At 65.3% G+C, this 22,209-nt stretch carries 22 protein-coding genes and 1 tRNA gene; all 23 read left to right on the forward strand.

Going from position 1 to position 22,209, the window contains the following annotated elements:
• Positions 1 to 46: 46 nt before the first annotated feature.
• Positions 47 to 123: transfer RNA gene (locus tag E8Q40_RS02625), tRNA-Arg, on the forward strand.
• 323 nt (positions 124 to 446) lie between these two features.
• Positions 447 to 1,457, forward strand: coding sequence for a HupU protein (locus E8Q40_RS02630; RefSeq protein WP_137042923.1), 1,011 nt, complete (start codon positions 447 to 449; stop codon positions 1,455 to 1,457).
• Positions 1,454 to 2,896 (forward strand): nickel-dependent hydrogenase large subunit, encoded by a 1,443-nt coding sequence (locus E8Q40_RS02635; RefSeq protein ID WP_137042924.1) that lies wholly within the window; start codon positions 1,454 to 1,456, stop codon positions 2,894 to 2,896. The genes E8Q40_RS02630 and E8Q40_RS02635 overlap by 4 nt, the downstream gene beginning before the upstream one ends.
• 223 nt (positions 2,897 to 3,119) lie before the next feature.
• Positions 3,120 to 4,226, forward strand: a complete 1,107-nt coding sequence (locus E8Q40_RS02640; protein ID WP_137042925.1) for a hydrogenase small subunit — start codon at positions 3,120 to 3,122, stop codon at positions 4,224 to 4,226.
• A gap of 19 nt (positions 4,227 to 4,245) precedes the next feature.
• Complete coding sequence (locus E8Q40_RS02645; protein WP_137042926.1) at positions 4,246 to 6,039, forward strand: nickel-dependent hydrogenase large subunit; 1,794 nt, start codon at positions 4,246 to 4,248, stop codon at positions 6,037 to 6,039.
• Positions 6,040 to 6,049: 10 nt separating this feature from the next.
• Positions 6,050 to 6,781, forward strand: a complete 732-nt coding sequence (cybH, locus tag E8Q40_RS02650) for a Ni/Fe-hydrogenase, b-type cytochrome subunit (protein ID WP_137042927.1) — start codon at positions 6,050 to 6,052, stop codon at positions 6,779 to 6,781.
• A 4-nt stretch (positions 6,782 to 6,785) separates the two neighbouring features.
• The gene (locus tag E8Q40_RS02655; protein WP_137042928.1) at positions 6,786 to 7,373 is read left to right on the forward strand and encodes a HyaD/HybD family hydrogenase maturation endopeptidase; all 588 of its coding nucleotides are present in this window, start codon (positions 6,786 to 6,788) and stop codon (positions 7,371 to 7,373) included.
• 17 nt (positions 7,374 to 7,390) lie between these two features.
• Positions 7,391 to 7,975, forward strand: a complete 585-nt coding sequence (locus E8Q40_RS02660; RefSeq protein ID WP_137042929.1) for a HupE/UreJ family protein — start codon at positions 7,391 to 7,393, stop codon at positions 7,973 to 7,975.
• 23 nt (positions 7,976 to 7,998) lie between these two features.
• Positions 7,999 to 8,310 (forward strand): HypC/HybG/HupF family hydrogenase formation chaperone, encoded by a 312-nt coding sequence (locus tag E8Q40_RS02665; protein WP_137042930.1) that lies wholly within the window; start codon positions 7,999 to 8,001, stop codon positions 8,308 to 8,310.
• A gap of 165 nt (positions 8,311 to 8,475) precedes the next feature.
• Complete coding sequence (locus E8Q40_RS02670; protein WP_137042931.1) at positions 8,476 to 8,895, forward strand: hydrogenase accessory protein; 420 nt, start codon at positions 8,476 to 8,478, stop codon at positions 8,893 to 8,895.
• Positions 8,892 to 9,752: a hydrogenase expression/formation protein gene (locus tag E8Q40_RS02675; protein WP_137042932.1), complete on the forward strand. Its 861-nt coding sequence runs from the start codon at positions 8,892 to 8,894 to the stop codon at positions 9,750 to 9,752. Before E8Q40_RS02670 ends, E8Q40_RS02675 begins: the two co-directional genes overlap by 4 nt.
• Positions 9,753 to 9,851: 99 nt before the next feature.
• A complete protein-coding gene (locus E8Q40_RS02680; protein ID WP_137042933.1) occupies positions 9,852 to 10,064 on the forward strand; it encodes a rubredoxin in 213 nt (70 codons plus the stop codon).
• Positions 10,054 to 10,587, forward strand: a complete 534-nt coding sequence (hybE, locus tag E8Q40_RS02685) for a [NiFe]-hydrogenase assembly chaperone HybE (protein WP_137042934.1) — start codon at positions 10,054 to 10,056, stop codon at positions 10,585 to 10,587. The genes E8Q40_RS02680 and hybE overlap by 11 nt, the downstream gene beginning before the upstream one ends.
• Positions 10,584 to 11,702 (forward strand): hydrogenase, encoded by a 1,119-nt coding sequence (locus E8Q40_RS02690; RefSeq protein WP_137042935.1) that lies wholly within the window; start codon positions 10,584 to 10,586, stop codon positions 11,700 to 11,702. Before hybE ends, E8Q40_RS02690 begins: the two co-directional genes overlap by 4 nt.
• Positions 11,695 to 12,036, forward strand: a complete 342-nt coding sequence (gene hypA / locus E8Q40_RS02695) for a hydrogenase maturation nickel metallochaperone HypA (protein WP_137042936.1) — start codon at positions 11,695 to 11,697, stop codon at positions 12,034 to 12,036. The genes E8Q40_RS02690 and hypA overlap by 8 nt, the downstream gene beginning before the upstream one ends.
• Positions 12,036 to 12,926: a hydrogenase nickel incorporation protein HypB gene (gene hypB / locus E8Q40_RS02700; RefSeq protein ID WP_137042937.1), complete on the forward strand. Its 891-nt coding sequence runs from the start codon at positions 12,036 to 12,038 to the stop codon at positions 12,924 to 12,926. Before hypA ends, hypB begins: the two co-directional genes overlap by 1 nt.
• Before the next feature lie 4 nt (positions 12,927 to 12,930).
• Positions 12,931 to 15,213 carry a carbamoyltransferase HypF gene (gene hypF, locus E8Q40_RS02705; protein WP_137042938.1) on the forward strand — a complete coding sequence of 761 codons (2,283 nt, stop codon included), beginning with the start codon at positions 12,931 to 12,933 and terminating at the stop codon, positions 15,211 to 15,213.
• A 1-nt stretch (position 15,214) separates the two neighbouring features.
• Positions 15,215 to 15,451 (forward strand): HypC/HybG/HupF family hydrogenase formation chaperone, encoded by a 237-nt coding sequence (locus tag E8Q40_RS02710; RefSeq protein WP_137042939.1) that lies wholly within the window; start codon positions 15,215 to 15,217, stop codon positions 15,449 to 15,451.
• Complete coding sequence (gene hypD / locus E8Q40_RS02715) at positions 15,448 to 16,590, forward strand: hydrogenase formation protein HypD (RefSeq protein ID WP_137042940.1); 1,143 nt, start codon at positions 15,448 to 15,450, stop codon at positions 16,588 to 16,590. Before E8Q40_RS02710 ends, hypD begins: the two co-directional genes overlap by 4 nt.
• Positions 16,587 to 17,633, forward strand: a complete 1,047-nt coding sequence (hypE, locus tag E8Q40_RS02720) for a hydrogenase expression/formation protein HypE (protein ID WP_137042941.1) — start codon at positions 16,587 to 16,589, stop codon at positions 17,631 to 17,633. The genes hypD and hypE overlap by 4 nt, the downstream gene beginning before the upstream one ends.
• Positions 17,634 to 17,640: 7 nt before the next feature.
• Positions 17,641 to 19,347, forward strand: a complete 1,707-nt coding sequence (locus E8Q40_RS02725; protein WP_137042942.1) for a hydrogenase maturation protein — start codon at positions 17,641 to 17,643, stop codon at positions 19,345 to 19,347.
• Entirely contained in the window at positions 19,344 to 20,807 is a 1,464-nt protein-coding gene (locus tag E8Q40_RS02730; protein ID WP_137042943.1) for a sigma-54 dependent transcriptional regulator, read from the forward strand. The genes E8Q40_RS02725 and E8Q40_RS02730 overlap by 4 nt, the downstream gene beginning before the upstream one ends.
• Positions 20,782 to 22,161: a sensor histidine kinase gene (locus E8Q40_RS02735; protein ID WP_137042944.1), complete on the forward strand. Its 1,380-nt coding sequence runs from the start codon at positions 20,782 to 20,784 to the stop codon at positions 22,159 to 22,161. Before E8Q40_RS02730 ends, E8Q40_RS02735 begins: the two co-directional genes overlap by 26 nt.
• Positions 22,162 to 22,209 lie beyond the last annotated feature (48 nt).

Below are 22,209 nucleotides of genomic sequence, written 5' to 3' on the forward strand. Positions count from 1 at the left end.
CTGGGGCTGTGCATGCCGCGAAACAGTGTGCTACATCGCGGCGCACGGTCCCGTAGCTCAGCAGGATAGAGCAGCGGTTTCCTAAACCGAAGGTCGGAGGTTCGACTCCTCTCGGGACCGCCATGATTTCAAACGGAAATTTTTGATTTGTAGCCCAGGCGCGCTGGCAAGGGTCGAGTCATCGCTCTCCTCATCGAGCCGGTACCTTCCGTGATCGAGTCGGGGCTTCGATCGGCAGCTTCGTTGTGCTCCGTCGCCTGGCGCTAATCCCATCCGACGGAGCACACCGACCAATCGGCAAGGGCGAGGCGGGTGCCCGCCGTTATCGACAACGCCTCTTGAGCCCCCTCTCGGGCGGAACAGGCCTTTGATCTGAGTCATATGGATATCGACACGTTTCGGCTTTGGTTTATGCTTACATTGAAACCATAAATAGGCGCCGTGCGATGCATTCTTCGGGCTTTAACGTGCTGTGGCTGCAGGGCGGAAGTTGCGGCGGCTGCACGATGGCGGCGCTCGAGCACGGCGCCGGCGGCTGGTTCGCTGCATTGGAGACGTTCGGCATCAATCTTCTCTGGCATCCTTCCGTGAGCGAGGCGACCGCGGGTGATGCGATCGCCGTGTTCGACGACATCGCCGGGGGACGCCTCCCGCTGCACGCGCTGGTGCTCGAAGGCTCGGTGCTGCGTGGTCCCAACGGCACCGGGCGTTTCAACATGGTGGCCGGCACCGGTCGCTCGCTGTTCGACTGGATCAAGTTGCTGGCTCCGCGCGCCGACTACGTGGTCGCGGTAGGCTCTTGCGCGGCTTTCGGCGGTGTGCCGGCGGCCAGTACTAATCCGACCGATGCGAGCGGGCTGCAATATCTCGACACCGAATTGGGCGGTGCGCTCGGCGCTGGATTCCGCTCGCGCCGGGGCTTGCCGGTCGTCAATGTCGCGGGCTGCGCGCCGCATCCCGGTTGGATTATGGAGACGCTTGCTGCGCTTGCGCTCGGCGATCTCGCCGCTTCCGACCTCGATATGTACGGACGGCCGAAATTCTATGCCGACCATCTCGCCCATCATGGATGTGCGCGCAACGAGTTCTACGAGTTCAAGGCCAGCGCCGAGGCGCTTTCCGAGCGCGGCTGTCTGATGGAGCATCTCGGCTGCAAGGCAACGCAGGCCGTCGGTGACTGCAATCAGCGCGCCTGGAACGGCGGCGGCTCCTGTACGCATGGCGGGTTCGCCTGCATCGCCTGTACTTCGCCTGGATTTGAATCGGGGCGCAATTATCTCGAAACCGCCAAGCTTGCGGGAATTCCCGTCGGTCTGCCGCTCGACATGCCCAAGGCTTGGTTCGTTGCGTTGGCGGCGCTGTCGAAATCGGCAACGCCTCGCCGGGTGCGCGCGAATGCCACCGCGGACCACATCGTGGCCCCACCGGCAGGCGGTGGCGGCAGGCGCAAACCATGAGACGCATCACAGTCGGCCCGTTCAACCGGGTGGAGGGGGATCTCGAGGTCAAACTCGACATCGACGATGGCGCGGTGGTGTCGGCGCAGGTAACCGCGCCGCTTTATCGCGGCTTCGAACAGATCCTCGAAGGCCGGCCCGCGCTTGACGCGTTGACGCTGGCGCCGCGCATCTGCGGCATCTGCTCGGTGTCGCAGTCGATGGCGGCGGCCGCGGCCTTGCGGGCGGTCGAGGGCCTGGCGCCGGCCGAGAACGGCACGCTCGCCGCCAATACGGCACACGCGGCGGAAAATGCCGCCGACCATCTGACGCATTTCTATATTTTCTTCATGCCCGACTTCGCGCGTGACCTCTATCGTGAGCGCTCCTGGTATGGATTGATTGCCGAACGGTTCACGGCGATGCACGGCGCTTGCGTAGCCGAGGTTCTGCCGGCACGAGCGCGGCTCCTGGAGATCATGGGAATTCTCGCTGGCAAATGGCCGCACAGCCTCGCCTTTCAGCCCGGCGGAACGACACGCGCGATCGATCTCGGCGAGCGGATGCGACTGCTCGCGATCATTGCCGATTTCCGCAGCTTCCTGGAGCGGGTCGTGTTCGACGACACCCTTGAGGCCGTGCTCGCGCTCGATTCAGCGGAGGCGCTCGATCGCTGGCGCGACGGTCGTGGCGGCGATTTTGCGCGCTTCCTGACGCTTGCCGATGATCTTGCGCTCGATAGCATCGGCCGCGGATCGGCCCCGCTGATGAGCTACGGCGCCTATCACGGGAATGCGGCTCCGCTGTTCGCCGCGGGTGTGCTCGACGTCACGACGATGATGCGCGAGACGCTCGATATCGGGACAATCGTCGAAGACGTGTCGCATGCCTGGATGCAGTCTGGGCCCGGCGCGCCAGCGTTGAGCGAAACACGGCCGGACCCCGAGAAACCCGACGGCTATTCATGGAGTAAAGCTCCCCGGCTCGCCGGGCGTCCGGTCGAGGTCGGCGCGTTGGCGCGGCAGGTGATCGACGGTCACCCGCTCATTGTCGATCTGTTGCGGCGCACTGGCGCGAATGTGAAGACCCGCGTCATTGCCCGGCTGATTGAAACCGCGCGGCTCGCCGACGCAATGGAGACTTGGGTGAAAGCTTTTCGATTGCGCGAGCCGTTCTGCCACCGGCCGGCGCGTCGGGCCGAAGGCGCTGGCGTGGGCTTGGTGGAAGCGGCGCGTGGCAGCCTCGGCCATTGGATCGAGTTGTCGGGTGATCGCATTCGCCGCTATCAGATCATCGCGCCGACGACTTGGAATTTTTCGCCGCGGGATGCGAGCGGTGTACCGGGCCCGCTGGAGCAGGCTCTGGTCGGCACGTCGGTCGGTGCCGAGGGGGCGGCTTCGGTGGCAGTGCAGCATGTCGTGCGTTCATTCGATCCTTGCATGGTGTGTACGGCACATTGAGTGACGCGCCATGGAAAGATGCTTTCCAGACATTGCAATTGATTTATCATCGATACGGGAAGCGAAGCATCGCCATCTCAATCGCCGTCTTTGAATTTCAATAACTTAACATTAGCGACGCGGACCGCGAACACTTGGCCCGCCTCTTGCTGTTCCTATCGTCAGCCGCAGTGCGCCTATCGAAGCGCTTCGCGGGAGCATGGAAACGCGAAGGGGAGGGGCCATGGGCGCCGCCATCGAAACTTTTTACGACGTGATCCGCCGCCAGGGCATCACGCGGCGCAGCTTCGTCAAATTCTGCAGCCTGACAGCGACGAGCCTTGGCCTCGGCCCGATCGGCGCATCAACCATCGCCAACGCACTGGAAACCAAGCCGCGCGTGCCGGTGATCTGGATGCACGGCCTCGAATGTACCTGCTGCTCGGAGAGCTTCATTCGCTCGGCGCACCCGCTGGTGAAGGATGCCGTGCTGTCGATGATCTCGCTCGATTACGACGACACGATCATGGCGGCGGCCGGCCATCAGGCCGAGGCGATCCTCGAAGAGACCAAAGCGAAGTACAAAGGCCAATACATTCTCGCCGTCGAGGGCAATCCGCCGCTCAATGAGGACGGCATGTTCTGCATCGACGGCGGCAAGCCGTTCGTCGAAAAGCTAAAATGGATGGCCGACGACGCCATGGCGATTATCGCCTGGGGCGCCTGCGCCTCCTGGGGCTGTGTGCAGGCGGCCAAGCCCAATCCGACGCGCGCGACGCCAGTCGACGGCGTGATCAAGAACAAGCCGATCATCAAAGTGCCGGGCTGTCCGCCGATCGCCGAGGTGATGACCGGCGTGGTTACCTACATAACCACGTTTGGGCGCCTGCCCGAGCTCGACCGGCAGGGCCGGCCAAAGATGTTCTATTCGCAGCGCATCCACGACAAGTGCTATCGCCGCCCGCATTTCGACGCCGGTCAGTTCGTCGAGACGTGGGACGATGAGGCCGCGCGCAAGGGCTATTGCCTCTACAAGATGGGCTGCAAGGGGCCGACCACCTACAACGCCTGCTCGACGGTACGCTGGAACGGCGGCGTGTCGTTCCCGATCCAATCCGGCCACGGCTGCATCGGTTGCTCGGAGGACGGCTTCTGGGACAAGGGACCGTTCTACGAGCGGCTGACCAACATCAAGCAGTTCGGCATCGAGAAGAACGCCGACCAAGTCGGCATGGTGGCGGCCGGTGTTGTCGGCACCGCGGTCGCGGCGCATGCGGCGGTCACGGCGGTGAAGCGCGTGGTGGCTGGTCGCAACGGCACCAATCCGAATAATGGCAAGTCCGCCGGTTGAGCCGAAAGGGAAAACGACCATGACCGTTATGACCACACCCAACGGCTTCAAGCTCGACAATGGCGGCCGCCGCGTCGTCGTCGACCCGGTGACCCGCATCGAGGGTCATCTGCGCATCGAAGTGAACGTCGACGACAAGAACGTGATCCGCAACGCGGTGTCGACCGGCACCATGTGGCGCGGCATCGAGGTGATCCTGAAAGGCCGCGATCCACGCGATGCCTGGGCCTTCACCGAGCGGATTTGCGGTGTCTGCACCGGTACCCACGCGCTCACCTCCGTGCGCGCCGTCGAGGACGCCCTCAATATCAAGATCCCCGACAATGCCAACTCGATCCGCAACATCATGCAGCTTGCGCTGCAAGTACACGACCATCTCGTGCATTTCTATCACCTGCATGCGCTCGACTGGGTCGACGTGGTCTCGGCGCTGTCGGCCGACCCGAAGAAAACCTCCGAGCTCGCCCAGAGCATTTCGAATTGGCCGCTATCGTCGCCCGGCTACTTCAAAGATCTGCAGACCCGGCTGAAGAAGTTCGTCGAATCCGGCCAGCTCGGACCGTTCAAGAACGGCTATTGGGGGCACGCCGCCTACAAGCTGCCGGCCGAAGCCAATCTGATGGCGGTTGCCCATTATCTGGAGGCGCTCGATTTCCAGAAGGAGATCGTCAAGGTTCACACGATCTATGGTGGCAAGAACCCGCATCCGAACTGGCTGGTCGGCGGCGTTCCCTGCGCCATCAATGTCGATGGCACCGGCGCGGTCGGCGCCATCAACATGGAGCGCCTCAACCTCGTCTCCTCGATTATCGATCAATCGATCGCGTTCTGCGAGCAGGTCTACCTCCCGGATGTCGCCGCCATCGGCTCGTTCTACAAGGACTGGCTGCATGGCGGCGGCCTCTCGGGCAAGAACGTCATGTCGTATGGCGACATTCCCGAGCGTGCCAACGACTATTCGGCGGAAAGCCTGAAGCTGCCGCGCGGCGTGATCCTCAACGGCAACCTCAAAGAGGTCTATCCGATCGATCACCGCGACCCGAACCAGATCCAGGAATTCGTCACCCACTCCTGGTACAAATATCCGGACGAGACCAAGGGCCTGCACCCGTGGGACGGCATCACCGAGCCGCATTACGCGCTCGGGCCGAACGCCAAGGGCACCAAGACCGACATCAAGGCCCTCGACGAAGGCGCCAAATATTCCTGGATCAAGGCGCCGCGCTGGAAAGGCAATGCGGTCGAAGTCGGTCCGCTCGCCCGCTACATCATTGGTTACGCCCAAGGCAAGCCGGAGTTCAAGGAGCCGACCGACAAGCTTTTGAAGGATCTCGGCCTGCCGGTGACCGCTTTGTTCTCGACGCTCGGCCGTACCGCCGCGCGCGCGCTCGAATGCATCTGGGCGGCGCGTGAGATGCGCTACTTTCAGGACAAGTTGGTCGCCAACATCAAGGCCGGCGATTCCTCGACCGCCTCGACCGACAAGTGGAAGCCCGAGACGTGGCCGAAGGAAGCCAAGGGCGTCGGCTTCACCGAGGCGCCGCGCGGTGCGCTCGCCCACTGGGTCAAGATCAAGGACACCAAGATCGACAACTACCAGTGCGTGGTGCCGACCACCTGGAACGGCTCACCGCGCGATCCGGCCGGCAATATCGGCGCGTTCGAAGCGTCGCTGATGGATACGCCGATGGCGGATCCGGAGAAGCCGCTCGAAATCTTGCGCACCATCCACAGCTTCGATCCATGCCTGGCCTGCTCGACGCACGTCATGGCGCCGGACGGGCAGGAGATGGCCAAGGTCAAGGTGCGGTGAGGGGACGGTCATGACCGATACCACACACCGTCTCACCGCCGCCGATGTCGTAAAGGGCGACCGCGTCGTCGAACGCGATGTGGTCTATGTCTACGAAGCGCCGGTGCGGCTGTGGCACTGGGTCAATGCCTTCGCGATTCTGGTCCTCGGCGTCACCGGCTATTTTATCGGTGCGGCGGTGCCGACCATGCCGGGCGAAGCGAGCGACAACTTCCTGTTCGGCTATATCCGCTTCGCACATTTCTCCGCCGGCTACATTCTTGCCGTCGGTTTTCTCCTGCGCATCTATTGGGCCTTCGCCGGCAACCCGCACGCTAAGCAAATCTTCATCGTTCCGGTGTGGCGTAAGAGCTTCTGGCAGGAAGTGGTGCACGAAGTCCTGTGGTACGCCTTCATCGTCAAGAAGCCGAAGAAATATGTCGGGCACAATCCGCTGGCGCAGCTCGCCATGTTCTTCATGTACACGCTGACGACCGCGTTCATGATCGTTACCGGCTTCGCGCTTTATTCCGAGGGCGCCGGCATCGATAGCTGGCAGCACAAGGTGTTCGGCTGGGTATTCGCAATCTGGCCGAACAGCCAGGACGTGCACACCTGGCATCATCTCGGTCTGTGGGTGCTGGTCGTCTTCGCCATCATTCACATCTACGCCGCGATCCGCGAAGACATCATGTCGCGCCAGAGCATCATCTCGTCGATGATCTCCGGCGAACGCGAATTCCGTGACGACCGGCAGGACTGAGATGATGTCCGTGTCGACATCAGAGCGGGTGCTGGTGCTTGGGATAGGCAACATCCTGTGGGCCGACGAGGGCTTCGGCGTGCGGGCGGTGGAGGAGTTCCACCGCCGCTTCGAGTGCCCTCAGAACGTGACCGTCATGGATGGCGGCACGCAAGGCCTCTACCTGGTGCAATACGTGCACGAAGCTGACCGGTTGATCGTATTCGATGCCGTCGATTACGGACTCGAGCCCGGTACATTGATGTTGGTACGCGACGAGGAAGTGCCCAAGTTCACCGGCATCAAGAAGATGAGCCTGCATCAGACCGGATTCCAGGAAGTGCTGAGCGCGGCCGACCTGCTCGGCGCCGGGCCGAAATCGCTTCTGCTGATCGGCTGTCAGCCGCTCGACCTCGAGGATTGGGGTGGCCCGCTGACCGGACCGGTGTGTGACCAGATCGGTCCGGCGGTCGAAACGGCGCGGGCCGCGCTCGCCGAATGGGGCATCGACCTTACGCCGCGCGCGACGCCACTTGAGGCCGACCGGCGGCTCCTCGCCAACGACATCGATCACGACGCTTACGAGCGGCGCAGCGCCGCACTGGACATCTGAACTTAAGGGAGCGCTTCATGAAGACCATCCGTACCTTGGCCATCGCCGCCGCCGTGCTGGGGCTGCCGGGCGTGGCGCAAGCCCATACCGGCTTGCACGTCCTTGGCGGTGCCGACGCAGGCTTTGCTCATCCGTTTTCGGGACTCGACCATCTGCTCACGATGGTCGCCGTTGGATTGTGGGCGGCGTCACTCGGCGGCTCGGCTCGTCTGCTGGTCCCGGCGGCGTTTGTTGGTGTCATGGTGGCCGGTGCCGCGCTCGGTGCTGCCGGTGTCACGCTGCCCGCTGTCGAGACCGCGATCGCGGCGTCGGTCATCGCCGTCGGCGTGCTGGTTGCAGCGGCGGTTCGCGTGCCGGTCGGCGTCGCCATGACGATCGTGGCCGTCTTCGCCCTGTTCCATGGCCACGCCCACGGCAGCGAAATGCCGGCGATGGCTTCACCGCTTGCTTATGGTCTCGGTTTTGTCGCCGCGACTGCGATCCTGCACGGCGTCGGCTTCATTCTCGGCGCCACGCGGGAATACCGGATGGCGCCGGTGCTTGCCCGCGCTGCCGGCGGGGCGATCGCGGTGACGGGTGTCGCCCTCGCGTGGCCGCTGTGATCGACGGCAAGTGAGCGCGGACGATGTGCCTTGGTCTGCCGATGACGATCGTCGAGACCGACGGCGTCTCAGCTCTATGCGAGCGACGCGGTGAGCAGCGCCGCGTCTCGATGTTGCTTCTGGGCGAGGTGCCGGTCGGGACCTCGGTGTTGGTGTTCATCGACAGCGCCGTGCGCGTGCTCGACGCCGAAGAAGCGCGCCATATCGACGATGCGCTCGACGGCCTAGCGGCTGCGCTTGAGGGCAAGAGCTTCGAGCATTTGTTCGCCGATCTGATTGATCGCGAGCCGCAGTTGCCAGAGTTTCTGCGTGCCGCAGACACACTGGAAGTTTGATTTGCATCAAAGCGGAAAGTTAATTTCCGGCAGATCGTTATTTAAGGTTGGCGCTGGTCAGAAAGCATCCACATTAGAACTACTTAGCTTCCAAGCTGCATCTTGTCAGTGCTGGCATAGGCCTTGCTGACCTGAGCGGGATCATAAGAAACGCACGGGTGGAAAATGCCCACAGGTCTCATCGCGCAAGTGGCGGCACGGCATGGCCTGCCCGCCGTCGATGTGGCGTCGGTCGATCGCTTTCTGACGGCGCCGGGCGAAGCTGAAACTGCAATTCTGTTCTTCACGGGCGATCCGGTGCGCTGGCCGGAAGCCAATGACGTCATGGTGGTGCTGCCGCAACTGGTGGAGGCCTTCGCCGGCCAGCTGCGACCGGCCATCGTCACGCGCGAAGCCGAAGCCAAGCTGATGCAACGCTTCGGCGTCAACGTGCTGCCGAGCCTCGCGCTGGTGCGCCATGGCCGCAAGATCGGCGTCGTCCCCAAGATCCAGAACTGGTCGACGTATGTCGAGCGTATCGGGCGCATGATCGACTCCGCACCGACGGATGCCGAGCACTGCGCAGCAACGGGAGAGACGGCATGAGAGTCGGGTTTTGGAGCGAGGCGGAAGAAGAGGAGATGCAGGCCACAATCCTGCCCGTCGGTCATGAAGGCGGGGAGGGCCGGCGTGGCGTCACCGCGGCCGGCGCCATCGCGGCGCTGGCGAGCGCCGACAGCGCGGAACTGGCCCGGCAATGTCCGGCCGCGGCGGCCTTGTTGCCGCAGCTTGCCGCCGCGCTGAGCACGCAACGTGCCGCCGCGCCGTCGCGCGCCTTTACGCTTCAAGACCTCAACGACGCGGAGCGCCAGCTCATCGCGGACGTGCTCGGCGAAGGCGAGGTGAGCGGGCTCGTTGCGCTACCGGATGGCCGCGTCGCCCAGATCCAGGAATCGGTGCTGGCCGGACTATGGCGCGTTCGTGTCGAGGGCGAGGTCGACGCCCGCGACTATGTCGAGATCGGCGCGGTGCCCGAGATCGTCCTGCGCGCGGCGCTCGATTTCACCGCGCCCGCAGTCGCGCTCGGCGATGCCCCGGCCGATGCCATGAACGTCATGCCCGTGCTCGCCGAAATTCGCGAGCGCATGGCGGCGCATCGCCCCGGCGCGCGCAGTCACGTCATCAACTTCACGCTGCTGCCGATGAACGAGGCCGACATGGCGCACCTGCAGCAGTCTTTGGGAAACGGCCCGATCCAATTGTTCTCGCGCGGCTATGGTACCTGCCGCGTGCTGGCGACTGGCGCGCGCCACGTCTGGTCGGTGCAGTTCACCAACGCCATGGACACGGTCATCCTCGACACGCTCGAAATCGGCGACGTGCCGGAAGTGGCGCGGGCGGCGGACGAGGATTTCGAGGATTCGGCCGAACGGCTCACCGAGATCATCGAGGCGTATTTCTAGCGCATGATCCCGAAAAGTGGGAACCGGTTTTCGGACAAGATCATGCGCCGCCAATAACAAGGCAAGCCGAATGATTCAATTGGTCTGGATTAGACTCTGATGAGCGCCTTCGAGAATTTCGGCAAACGTGGCGTCGCGCCGGAAGCGCGGATGGAGTGCGGCATCTGCTGGCATGTCTACGACCCGAAAAAAGGCGATCCGGTCTGGCAGATCGCGCCGGGTACGCCGTTCGCGGCGCTGCCGGAGGATTGGACATGCCCGAACTGCGATGCGTCGCAGACGAAGTTCATGAGGCTCGAGGATGCGAGCTGAAGCCGATCAAGGCGATGCCGCCGCGCGGGCGCTCGGGGAGCGGCTCGTGGCGCTCTATCGCGTCGTCGGCGCGCGCCACATGAGCGATCTGCCGGTCTACAACGCTGCCCTCGATGTCGAGGCGATCGGCTTCCACGCCTACGAAGGCCATGCGCTGGGCATCGTTGTGACGCCGTGGTTCATGAATATCGTGCGGGCGTCGCTCGACGGCGGGCACGACAATGATAGTCCCGCACCAGGAGCCACCGTGCGCCGCGTGCTGCCGGCCGGTTCTTTCGACTTCACCGTCGGTTCGCTCGACGGTTTCGGCCGTATCGAAAGCTGTTCGCTGTTCTCGCCGATGTTCGACTTCGCCGATCCGGCATCGGCGCGCGCCACGGCGGAGGCGGCGCTGGCCGCCATTCGCGACGCGCAGTTCGAGCAAATAGATGCTGATTCAATGCCGGCGCCGCGCCGGCCCGCGAACCGTCCCATCGACCGCCGCAGCTTGCTGCGCGGCGAGTTCAGGGAGCCGCGGCCATGAATGCCGCCATGCGCCCGGATCTGATCGACGTGAGCATCGCCCTGAGCGGGGGGCAGGTGGCCGAGGTCGAGATCGGGGCGCGTCGGCCGGTTGGATTCGGACGACTCGCGCGTGGGCGCACCGGCGAAGAGGCGGTGGCGTTATTGCCGCGGCTGTTCGTGCTTTGCGCTGCGGCGCAAAGCGTCGCCGGCGTCATGGCCATCGAGGCTGCGCGTGGCACGAGCGGCAACGACGCGAGCATGCGGCAGCGGGCGGTGGCCGTGGTCGCGGAGCGCACGACCGAACTGCTGCGCGGCACGCTGGTCGCCTTGGCGGGCGATTACTTCGACCGCTTCGCGCCTTCGCTGCGCGATGTCTTTGCGTCGGCGCGCACCATCGGCGCGCGTTCCGCACCGGGCGCGGCCGACATTGAAGCGCTCGACGGCGCGCTCGACGCGGCCGGCCTGCCCGCGGGATGCTTCGCCGATATCGAGGCGTTCGAGGATTGGATCGGTGGTCCCTCGCCGCTGGCGGAGCTGTTGCGTCCGTTGATGTGGCGCGGTGCCGCCTTAGGCCTCATGCTCGATCCGCTCGACGCGGATGCCGACGGTGTCGTCGGCGAATGTCTGCGTGCCGAAGGGGCTGCGTTCGCGGCCCGGCCGGGCCTCGACGGACGCGCGCCGGAGACCGGCGCGCTCGCGCGCAATGCCGGCCATCCGCTGCTGGCGGCGCTCGACGGCGCAGACGGCGCCGCCATTCGCCTTCTGGCCCGGTTGATCGAAGTTCGCGATGCGCCGGATTTGTTGCGCCGTCTGCTGGATGACGATCCGCAAACCAGTGCGAGCGTCGTTCGGGCCTATCGGCTCGACGACCGGCTCGGGCTTGCCGCTGTCGAATGCGCGCGGGGTCGGCTGCATCATCTGGTAGCGCTCGACGCCGCCGGCCGAGTGGACCGGTTGGAGATCCTGGCGCCGACCGAATGGAATTTTCACGCCGAGGGGCCGTTGGCGCGTGCGCTGCGCGGCGCCGCGCTCGACGCCGGTGACGCCGCGCGCGGTCGCGTCGAGCGTCTCGTCGCCGCCTTCGATCCGTGCGTCGCCTATCGCGTCCGTATCGCGGAGGCCGGCCATGCATGAGATGGCGCTTTGCGAGGGCGTGATCGAGATCGTCGAGGAAGAAGCCAAGCGGCAGAAATTTTCGCGCGTGCGCGCCGTATGCCTGGAGATCGGCGCGCTCAGCCATGTCGAGCCGGAGGCCATGCGCTTCTGCTTCGATGCGGTAAGCCGCGGCACCATCGCCGAACAGGCGCGCTTCGAGGTGGTCGGCGTTCCGGGAGCGGCCTGGTGCATGCCGTGCGGCAAGACGGTGGCGGTGACGCAGCGGTTCGATCCCTGTCCGCATTGCGGCAGCTATCAGTTGCAGGTGACGGCCGGCGACGGCCTGCGTGTCAAGGAATTGGAGGTGGAGTGATGTGCACGGTTTGCGGTTGCGCGGATGCGCATGATCATGCGGGCGGACATGACCATGATCACAAGCATGACCATCAGCATCACCATCACCACGCGCACGGTCACGATGATCATCATCACCATCATGGCCACGACCACGACCATCATCACAGCCACGGCACGCATGATTACGGCGCCGGGCTGGCCGGCGTGCACGTGCCGGGCATGAGCCAGGAGCGCATCGTGCAGGTCGAGCGCGACATTCTGGCCAAGAACGACGGCCATGCCGCCGCCAACCGCGCCCGGCTGGCCGCCGCCGGTGTGTTCGCGCTCAATTTCGTCTCCAGCCCGGGGTCGGGCAAGACCTCGCTCCTGGTGCGCACCATCAGCGACCTCAAGGACAAATTCCCGATCGCCGTCATCGAAGGCGACCAGCAGACAGCTAACGACGCCGAGCGCATCCGCGCCACCGGCGCGCCGGCGATCCAGGTCAACACCGGCAAGGGCTGTCATCTCGACGCTCACATGGTCGGCCATGCGCTCGACGCGCTGCCGCTTGAACCGGGCGGCCTCATGTTCATCGAGAACGTCGGCAACCTCGTTTGTCCCGCTGCTTTCGATCTCGGCGAGGCGCATAAGGTGGTGGTGCTGTCGGTGACCGAGGGCGAGGACAAGCCGCTCAAATATCCCGACATGTTCGCCGCCGCCGACCTGATGTTGATCAATAAGGTCGATCTGCTGCCGCATCTCGACTTCGATCTTGCCCGCACCATCGAATATGCGCGGCGGATCAATCCGCGCATCGAGGTGCTGCTGGTTTCGGCGCGCAGCGGCGAAGGCCTGCCGGCGTTCTATGCCTGGATCGCCAAGCGGGCGGATGCGGCACGCAGTGCCGCCAAGGCGGCCGAGTAAACCGATGCAGTCCGCTCTCGCCGACAGTGACCCTCGGACGCGCCGGTTGCGCGTACGGGTGCGCGGCTCGGTGCAGGGCGTCGGTTTCCGCCCGTTCGTCTATGGCTTGGCACAGCGTTATGCGCTCGACGGCTTCGTCGCCAACGATGCCGAAGGCGTACTGATCGAGGTCGAGGGTGCGCAGGTGCCGCAATTCCTCGACGCGCTTGGCAGCGAGACGCCGCCGCTGGCGCGGGTCGATGCGATCGAAACCGAAGCGGCGCACGCGACCGGCGAACGCGGTTTCGCCATCGGCGCCAGCCGCGAGGGCCGGGTCACCACCCGTATCGCCGCCGACGCGGCGACCTGCGACAACTGCCTCGACGAATTGTTCAACCCGGCGAGCCGCTTCCACCTTTATCCGTTCGTCAACTGCACCCATTGCGGGCCGCGTTACACCATCACCCGCCGCTTGCCGTATGATCGGCGGCAGACGTCGATGGCGGGCTTCGCGCTGTGCGCGGATTGCGCGCGCGACTATGCCGACCCGGACGATCGCCGTTTCCACGCGGAGCCGATCGCCTGTCCGCACTGTGGGCCAAAGCTCAGTCATCCGGTCGAGCACGTCGTTGCCGCGCTCCGCGACGGCGAGATCGTCGCACTGAAGAGCCTCGGCGGCTTTCATCTGCTTTGCGACGCTCGCAACGAGTCAGCCGTCGCGGCTTTGCGTCAACGCAAGGGCCGTGACGCCAAGCCGTTTGCGGTGATGGTGGCGTCGGAGGCCTCGCTCGACCTCGTCGCGGACGCGACGCCTGCCGAGCGCACCTTGCTGGCGACCGTCGAGCGCCCGATCGTGCTGGTCGACAGCCGCCGCGCGCTGGCGCCGTCCGTCGCGCCCAACTTGTCTCGTATCGGCGTGATGCTGCCTTACACGCCGCTGCATCACCTTGTGTTCCATGCCGCCGCTGGCGGCCCGCCTGGACGCGACTGGCAGCAACAACCGGTCGATCTCGTCCTGGTTGCCACCAGCGCCAATCCCGGCGGCGAGCCGCTGGTGATCGACGACGACGACGCGCATCGCCGGCTTGCCGGCATTGCCGACCTGATCGTGACCCATGACCGGCCGATCGCGGTGCGCGTGGACGATTCGGTGACGATGCTGGTCGACGGTGCGCCTGCTTTCGTGCGGCGCGCGCGCGGCCAAGCCCCGCGGCCGGTTCAACTGGTGCGCTCGGTGCCGTCGGTGCTCGCGGTCGGCGGCCTGCTCAAGAACACGGTGACGGTGACGCGCGGCCGCGAGGCCTATGTGTCCCAGCATATCGGCGATCTCGACACCGCCGAGGGCATCCGCTTCTTCGAGCAGACGATCTCGCACCTCCTGTCGCTCCTCGACGTGCAGCCGGTCGCCATCGCGCACGACCTGCATCCGGACTTTGCCTCGACTCGCTTTGCGCAAGCTTTCGGCCGGCCGACGATTCCGGTGCAGCATCACCATGCCCATGTCGCGGCTATCGCCGCCGAGCATGGGATCGAGGCGCCGGTGCTCGGCCTGGTGCTCGACGGCTTCGGGCGCGGCAGCGATGGCGGCGCTTGGGGCGGTGAATTGCTGCTGACCGATGGCGCGCGCTTTACCCGCCTCGGCCATCTCGCGCCGATGGCCATGCCCGGCGGCGACTTGGCGGCGCGCGAGCCATGGCGGATGGCATCCGCCGTCCTGCATGGCCTCGGCCGTGGCGACGAGATCGCGACGCGCTTTACCGGCAAGTCGCTCGCGCCACATCTTGCAGCGATGTTAGCCGCCGGCGGCGTACCGGCGACGACCAGCGCCGGCCGGCTGTTCGATGCGGCTGCCGGTCTTCTCGGTATTTGCGATGCGCAGGCTTACGAAGGCCAGGCGGGGATGCAGCTCGAGGCGCTGGTCAGGCAGCCGCGCACGCTGCAGCAGGGCTGGTGCATCGATAACGGCGTGCTCGATCTGGCCGTGCTGATGCGGATGCTGGCGACGCCCGGGTTCGACCGCATGCGCGGCGCCGAGCTGTTTCACGGCACGCTCGCTGCCGCGCTCGCCGACTGGGCCGCGCAGGCCGCAGGCGCGACCGGGACTTCGACCGTCGCGCTCGGCGGTGGTTGTTTCCTCAATCGTGTGCTGACCGAAGCGACCGCTCAGGCCTTGCGTGCGCGCGGGCTGCAACCGCTCATCGCCCGCGCGCTGCCGCCGAATGATGGTGGTCTCAGTCTCGGCCAGGCGTGGGTTGCCGCGCTGACGCTCGATGCGCCCGGTCGCGCGGCCCGGGCAGGGGAGCAATAACATGTGTCTGGCCATTCCAGCGGAAGTGACCGAACTGCTGCCCGACGGCATGGCGCGCGTCAGCCTCGATGGTGTCGGCAAGGTGGTCTCGGTCGCGCTGGTCGAGGATGTCGCGGTCGGCGACTACGTCGTCATCCATGTCGGCTATGCGCTGACCAAGATCGATCCCGAGGAGGCGCGCCACACCTTGGCGCTGCTCGCCGAGCTTGCCGCCGCGCCGGCGGAAGGTGTGCCATGAAATACGTCAACGAATATCGCGACGGCCGTCTGGCCCGTTCGCTGGCCGAGACGATCACGCGGATTGCCGATCCGGCGAAACACTATCATTTCATGGAGTTCTGCGGCGGCCACACCCACGCGATCTCGCGCTACGGCATTGAGGATCTGCTGCCCGCCAATGTGCGCATGATCCACGGCCCCGGTTGCCCGGTCTGTGTACTGCCGGTCGGCCGCATCGACGCGGCAATCGCGCTGGCGGAACGGCCGGAGGTGACGCTGTGCACTTACGGCGATCTGATGCGGGTGCCCGGCTCGCACGGCACGTCGCTGTTGCGCGCCAAGGCCGCCGGCGCCGACATCCGCATGGTCTATTCGACGCTCGACGCCATCGGTATCGCCGAGGCCGAGCCGGAGCGGCAGGTCGTGTTCTTCGCCATCGGCTTTGAGACCACGACGCCGCCAACCGCGCTCGCCATTCGCCTTGCCGCGCAAAAGAAACTCAGCAATTTCAGTGTCTTCTGCAATCACGTGCTGACGCCCTCGGCGATCCAAAACATCCTGGAGAGCCCCGACGTGCGCAGCCTCGGCACCGTGCGCATCGACGGCTTCATCGGCCCCGCCCATGTCTCGACCGTGATCGGCACCGAGCCGTACAATTTCTTTGCCGAGGAATTCGCCAAGCCGGTCGTGGTCGCCGGCTTCGAGCCGCTCGACGTCATGCAGGCGATCCTGATGCTGATCGCGCAGGTCAATGACGGCCGTCATGAGGTCGAGAACCAATATGTGCGCGCGGTCACGCCGGGCGGTAACGCTCGGGCGAAGGCCGAGGTCGCCGAGATTTTCGAGCTGCGCAAGAGCTTTGAATGGCGCGGCCTTGGGATGGTGCCCTATAGCGGATTGCGCCTGAAGGAGGCCTATGCCGCGTTCGATGCCGAGCGCCGCTTCGGCATCGACTATGTGCCCGCCCGCGACAATCCAGCCTGCGAATGCGGCGCCATCCTGCGCGGCGTCAAGAAGCCGGTCGACTGCAAGCTGTTCGGCACGGTGTGCACGCCGGAAACGCCGATGGGCTCCTGCATGGTGTCGGCGGAGGGCGCCTGCGCCGCGCATTGGACCTATGGCCGCTTCCGCGATCATGCCCGAAGGAAAGCATCATGAGCCCGAAAGCCTATCGCCGCCGATTGGACATCAAGAACGGTCGCGTCGACCTTTCGCACGGCTCCGGCGGCCGCGCGATGGCGCAGCTCATCGCGGACGTCTTCCATGAGGCGCTCGACAACGAGTGGCTGCGGCAGGGCAACGACCAGGCCGCCTTCGATGTCGGCGCCGGCCGTATGGTGATGACGACCGACGGCTACGTGATCTCGCCGCTGTTCTTCCCCGGCGGCGACATCGGCTCGCTCGCCGTGCATGGCACGGTCAACGACGTCGCCATGGCCGGCGCCCGACCACTTTATCTTTCCGCCAGCTTCATCATCGAGGAAGGCTTCCCGTTTGCCGATCTGAAACGCATCGCCGACAGCATGGGCGAGGCGGCACGCGCGGCCGGCGTGCCGGTCGTGACCGGCGACACCAAGGTCGTCGAGCGCGGCAAGGCGGACGGCGTGTTCATTTCCACCACCGGCATCGGTGTGGTGCCAGCCGGCCTCGATCTGTCGGCCGAAAAGGCGCGTGCCGGTGACCGCGTGATCGTCTCGGGAACGCTCGGCGACCATGGCGTGGCCGTCATGTCGAAGCGTCAGAATCTCACCTTCGACACTGCGATCGTATCCGACTCGGCGGCGCTGCACGAACTGGTCGCCGCCATGGTCGCGGCCGCCGGGTCGGGTCTGCGGGTGATGCGCGACCCGACCCGTGGCGGTCTCGCGGCCACGCTCAATGAACTGGCGCAGCAGTCGAAGGTCGGTTTCCGGATCGACGAGGACGCGCTGCCGGTGAAGCCGGAAGTCGCCGCGGCCTGCGAACTGCTCGGCCTCGATCCTCTCTATGTTGCGAACGAAGGCAAGCTCGTTGCCATCGTCGCACCGGAGGCTGCCGCCGTCGTGCTCGCCGCCATGCGCGCGCATCCGCACGGCCGCGACGCGGCCGTGGTCGGCGAAGCGGTCGTCGACGACCATCGTTTTGTGCAGATGACGACGGCCTTCGGCGGCGGCCGCATTGTCGACTGGCTGTCCGGCGAGCAATTGCCGCGGATTTGTTGAGGGCGCCATGCGCATCCTGCTGCTCGTTCACAGCTTCAACAGCCTGTCGCAGCGGCTGCATGTCGAGCTGTGCGAGCGCGGCCACGCGGTTTCGGTCGAACTCGACGTCAACGATGCGGTGACGCGCGAGGCGATCGCTTTGGCCGATCCAGATCTCGTTCTTGCCGCCTTCCTGAAGCGGGCGATCCCGGAGGATGTCTGGCGCGCGCGTCGTTGCCTGGTCGTGCATCCCGGCATCGTCGGTGACCGCGGCCCCTCGGCGCTCGATTGGGCGGTGCTCGACGGCGAAAAGGAATGGGGCGTCACCGTGCTCGAGGCCGACGCCGAGATGGATGCGGGCCCGGTCTGGGCGTCGGCGACGTTTCCGATGCGTGCGGCGACCAAGTCGAGTCTCTATCGCCGCGAAGTAGCCGATGCCGCGGTCGAGGCGGTGTTCACGGCGCTCGCGCGTCTCCAGTCGGGCACTTTCGTTCCGCAACGGCCCGATCACAATGACCCATCGGTGCGCGGTCGCGGGCGTCCGTTGTGTCGACAAAACGACCGCGCCATCGATTGGGCGAATGACGCGACCGATATCGTGCTGCGCAAGATCCGGAGTGCCGACGGCACGCCAGGCGTGCGCGACGAACTGTTCGGCCGCGCCGTGCGGTTCTACGATGCCCATCGCGCCGAGGGCCTCTCCGGCGCGCCCGGCGCGCTGATCGCGCGCTGCGGTGACGCCATCGCGCGCGCCACGCGCGATGGCGCGGTGTGGATCGGTCATGTACGCGAGGAGGGCAGGTCGACGCTGAAGCTGCCGGCAACGTATGTCTTCGCGACGGAGTCCGCGGCCCTGCCGGTGGCGGAAGGCTATGCACCGATCCGCTATGTGGAGGATGGTCCGGTCGGTTTCCTCCATTTTGCCTTCTACAATGGCGCGATGAGCACCGCGCAATGCGAGGCGCTGCGCGCAGCCTATGCGCAGGCACTGGCGCGACCGACGCGCGTGCTGGTGCTGATGGGCGGACCGGACACCTGGTCAAACGGCATTCATCTCGGTCTGATCGAGGCGGCGGAGAGCCCGGCCGACGAGTCCTGGCGCAACATCAACGCTATGGATGATCTCACTCGTGACATCATCGAGACCACCGACCGGCTGGTGATCGCGGCCTTGCGCGGCGGCGCCGGTGCCGGTGGTGTGTTTCTCGCGCTCGCTGCCGACGAGGTGTGGGCCTGCGACGGCGTGGTGCTCAATCCGCATTACAAGGACATGGGCAATCTCTACGGCTCGGAATACTGGACCTATCTGCTGCCGCGCCGCGCCGGCGCTGAGAACGCACATCGTGTCACTCAGGCCCGCCTGCCGGTGGGCGTTGCCGAAGCGCGCCGGCTCGGGCTGATCGATCGCATCCTGCCGGCATCCGCGCGTACCGATGCAACTGCTGTCGCGCTTATCGCGCGGACCCTGGCGGTGGATGCCGGACTTGCCGTCCGGCTCGACGACAAGCGCCGGCGGCGCGCGGCCGACGAGGCGGAAAAGCCGCTGGCGGCCTATCGCGCCGAAGAGCTCGCCCGCATGCGGCTCAATTTCTACGGCTTCGACGCGAGCTATCATGTCGCGCGGTATAATTTCATTCACAAGATCCCGAAATCGCGGACGCCCTTGACGCTGGCCCGACACCGGTTGGGTCCTGTCCGCGGTGCCGCGGGCCGCAAAGCGGAGGGCTTGCCGTGACAACATCGGCAACCGTTCTTGTCGTGGACGACGAGGTGCGCTCGCTCGAGTCGCTCAGGCGCGTGCTCGCCGAGGAGTTCGAGGTGCTGTGCGCTGCAAATGCAGCCGAGGCGGCGAAATACCTGGAAGGCGACATCGTCCATGCCATCCTGTGCGACCAGCGCATGCCGGGCGACACCGGCGTCGAGTTCCTCAAGCGCGTGCGCGATGCCTGGCCCGATCCGGTGCGCATGATCATTTCGGGCTACTCCGACTCGGAAGACATCATCGCCGGCATTAACGAGGCCGGTATCTACCAGTACATCACCAAGCCTTGGCATCCTCAGAAGCTGATCGAGACGGTGCGCGGCGCGGTTCAACTGTTTCAACTGCAGCAGGAGACCGAAGCCGCCGGCGTCGACATGAAGCTGACGCCGGAACGCGTAAAGCAGGTGGTGTCGGAAAAACGCGGCGCGGCGCGCCGGCTCTACGACTTCGAGCGCATCGTGCACGCGCCGACGAGCCCGTTGGCGGGCGTGATCGAGCTCGGAAAACGGGCCGCCGAGTACGATATTTCGGTGCTGATCACCGGCGAGTCGGGAACGGGCAAGGAATTGTTAGCGCGGGCGATCCACTATAGTTCGGCGCGCGCGGGCAAAGCGTTCGTGGTGCAAAACTGCGGCGCACTGCCCGACGAATTGCTGGAGAGCGAGCTGTTCGGCTGCAAGAAAGGCGCGTTCACCGGCGCCTATCAGGATCGGATCGGGCTATTCGAGGTGGCCAATGAGGGCACGATCTTCCTCGATGAAATCGGCGAGACCTCGCCCGCCTTCCAGGTGAAACTCCTGCGCGTGCTACAGGAGAATGAGATTCGGCCGCTCGGCGCACAGCGCGTTCGCAAGGTTGACGTACGGGTTGTCGCCGCCACCAATCGCGATCTCGAAGTCGAGGTGCACAGCGGCCGCTTCCGCCGCGATCTGTACTATCGTCTCGCCGCCTTCCCAGTGCACATGCCGGCATTGCGCGAGCGCCCGATGGACATCCCGCTGATCGCCGAAAAGGTTCTGGCCGATGTAAACCGTGCCTTCCATCGTTCGCTTGCCGGCATTGCGCCGGCCGCGCTGGCGGGGATGCAAAAATACGATTGGCCGGGCAATGTGCGCGAGTTGCAGAACGAGATTCAGCGCATGGTCGTCATGGTCGATGGCGATCGGCTCGAGGCCGAGCATTTGTCGCCGCGCATTTCCCGGCGCGAGATGCCGATCATGCTGCCGCCGGGAACCAATGGCCACCTTACGCTGAAGGATAAGGTCGAGACGCTGGAGCGCCTGCTCATCACCGAGGCGCTCGAACGTCACGGCGGCAACATCAGCCGCATCGCCGACGAGCTCGGCCTGTCACGCGTAGGCTTGCGCAACAAGCTCGGCCGCTACGACCTCAAGAAGGGCATCCGCGATGACGGCGAACCGCTCGACGGCTGAGCGTCCCGCCAGTCTTGTTGCCCAGCTTGCGGCGCGGCCTCCCGCCGAGTTCGACGGCGAGCGCGAGGGCGCCTGGATCGAAGTCATCCGCAAAATGGACGAGGTCTATGCCGACCTGTTGCGGTACGAGGCCGACCTCGAAGAGAAGAATGCCGCGCTTGAGGAAGCGCAGGCTTTTATTTCGAGCGTCATCGAGTCGGTATCGGACATTCTCATCGTCTGTGATTCGAACGGCATCATCCAGCAGGTGAATCCGGCCACCGTCGGCCTGCTCGGCCAACCTGCCGAACAGTTGGTCGGCCGCTCGCTCGCCGATCTCGTCGACGAGCCAGATCTCGGCAGGGTCGAGGATATTCTCAAGTCGCGGTTTCCCACCGACGTGGTCGACTGCGAATTGCGCTTCAAGAGCAGCGGCGGGCCGTCCGATCTGCTGGCGGTCAACGGTTCGACGCGCTATGACCAGAACGGCCGCCGGGTCGGCACCGTGCTGACGGGCCGCAAAGTGGGCGAGCTGCGCCGTGCCTACGAAGCCTTGCACAAGGCCCATGGCGAATTGAAACGCGCGCAGCGCCAGTTGGTCGAGCAGGAAAAGATGGCGAGCCTGGGCCGGTTGGTGGCCGGCGTCGCCCATGAACTGAACAATCCGATCAGTTTCGTCTATGGCAACATCCACGCCCTGGAGCGCTATCGCGAGCGCCTGACGGTCTACCTGCATGCCCTCCACGCCGGCGCTCCCGCCGCCAAGATCGACGAACTACGATGCTCGCTGAAGATCGACGCTCTGCTCGATGATCTCGGACCGCTCATCGACGGTACGCTGGAAGGTGCCATGCGTGTCTCCGACATCGTCAAGAATCTGCGGCGGCTGTCCTTCAGCAAAACGGGCGAGGCGGTACCCTTCACCGTCGAACGCGTCCTGCGAACCGCAGCGCGCTGGGCCGCCCGCGCCAAGGCGGTCAAGGTCGAGATCAGGATGGACATCGAGCCCGGCGCGATGATCGTCGCCAATGAGGGACAGGTTCATCAGATCCTGGTCAATCTGATCGATAACGCGCTCGACGCGATGCGTGATGCGCCGGCGCCCGTGCTCGATATCACCGCGCGTCGCGTCGACGACGACATCTCGATCGAGGTCGCCGACAATGGGATCGGTCTGGCCGACGCTGTCGTCGACAAGGTGTTCGAGCCGTTCTTCACGACCAAGGTTGTCGGCGAGGGGACCGGGCTCGGGCTCTGGATCAGCTACAGCATCGCGCGCGAGTGCGGCGGCGGGTTGGCCGCGGCGAACAGGCCAGGCGGCGGGGCGGTCTTTACACTGACGCTACCGGCAGCCGATAGCACGGGGTCGCAATAGACCGTCAAAGAGCAGGAGCCATGGCCGCGAAGGGCGCAGCGTAGCCAG

The sequence above is a fragment of the Pseudolabrys sp. FHR47 genome (assembly GCF_005153485.1).
In the GTDB taxonomy this organism is placed as follows: domain Bacteria; phylum Pseudomonadota; class Alphaproteobacteria; order Rhizobiales; family Xanthobacteraceae; genus Pseudolabrys.

Bases quoted from the DNA above. Each gene is read 5' to 3' on its own strand.
- E8Q40_RS02630 (WP_137042923.1), top strand. From the start codon at position 447: ATGCATTCTTCGGGCTTTAACGTGCTGTGGCTGCAGGGCGGAAGTTGC.
- E8Q40_RS02635 (WP_137042924.1), top strand. From the start codon at position 1,454: ATGAGACGCATCACAGTCGGCCCGTTCAACCGGGTGGAGGGGGATCTC.
- E8Q40_RS02640 (WP_137042925.1), top strand. From the start codon at position 3,120: ATGGGCGCCGCCATCGAAACTTTTTACGACGTGATCCGCCGCCAGGGC.
- E8Q40_RS02645 (WP_137042926.1), top strand. From the start codon at position 4,246: ATGACCGTTATGACCACACCCAACGGCTTCAAGCTCGACAATGGCGGC.
- cybH (WP_137042927.1), top strand. From the start codon at position 6,050: ATGACCGATACCACACACCGTCTCACCGCCGCCGATGTCGTAAAGGGC.
- E8Q40_RS02655 (WP_137042928.1), top strand. From the start codon at position 6,786: ATGTCCGTGTCGACATCAGAGCGGGTGCTGGTGCTTGGGATAGGCAAC.
- E8Q40_RS02660 (WP_137042929.1), top strand. From the start codon at position 7,391: ATGAAGACCATCCGTACCTTGGCCATCGCCGCCGCCGTGCTGGGGCTG.
- E8Q40_RS02665 (WP_137042930.1), top strand. From the start codon at position 7,999: ATGTGCCTTGGTCTGCCGATGACGATCGTCGAGACCGACGGCGTCTCA.
- E8Q40_RS02670 (WP_137042931.1), top strand. From the start codon at position 8,476: ATGCCCACAGGTCTCATCGCGCAAGTGGCGGCACGGCATGGCCTGCCC.
- E8Q40_RS02675 (WP_137042932.1), top strand. From the start codon at position 8,892: ATGAGAGTCGGGTTTTGGAGCGAGGCGGAAGAAGAGGAGATGCAGGCC.
- E8Q40_RS02680 (WP_137042933.1), top strand. From the start codon at position 9,852: ATGAGCGCCTTCGAGAATTTCGGCAAACGTGGCGTCGCGCCGGAAGCG.
- hybE (WP_137042934.1), top strand. From the start codon at position 10,054: ATGCGAGCTGAAGCCGATCAAGGCGATGCCGCCGCGCGGGCGCTCGGG.
- E8Q40_RS02690 (WP_137042935.1), top strand. From the start codon at position 10,584: ATGAATGCCGCCATGCGCCCGGATCTGATCGACGTGAGCATCGCCCTG.
- hypA (WP_137042936.1), top strand. From the start codon at position 11,695: ATGCATGAGATGGCGCTTTGCGAGGGCGTGATCGAGATCGTCGAGGAA.
- hypB (WP_137042937.1), top strand. From the start codon at position 12,036: ATGTGCACGGTTTGCGGTTGCGCGGATGCGCATGATCATGCGGGCGGA.
- hypF (WP_137042938.1), top strand. From the start codon at position 12,931: ATGCAGTCCGCTCTCGCCGACAGTGACCCTCGGACGCGCCGGTTGCGC.
- E8Q40_RS02710 (WP_137042939.1), top strand. From the start codon at position 15,215: ATGTGTCTGGCCATTCCAGCGGAAGTGACCGAACTGCTGCCCGACGGC.
- hypD (WP_137042940.1), top strand. From the start codon at position 15,448: ATGAAATACGTCAACGAATATCGCGACGGCCGTCTGGCCCGTTCGCTG.
- hypE (WP_137042941.1), top strand. From the start codon at position 16,587: ATGAGCCCGAAAGCCTATCGCCGCCGATTGGACATCAAGAACGGTCGC.
- E8Q40_RS02725 (WP_137042942.1), top strand. From the start codon at position 17,641: ATGCGCATCCTGCTGCTCGTTCACAGCTTCAACAGCCTGTCGCAGCGG.
- E8Q40_RS02735 (WP_137042944.1), top strand. From the start codon at position 20,782: ATGACGGCGAACCGCTCGACGGCTGAGCGTCCCGCCAGTCTTGTTGCC.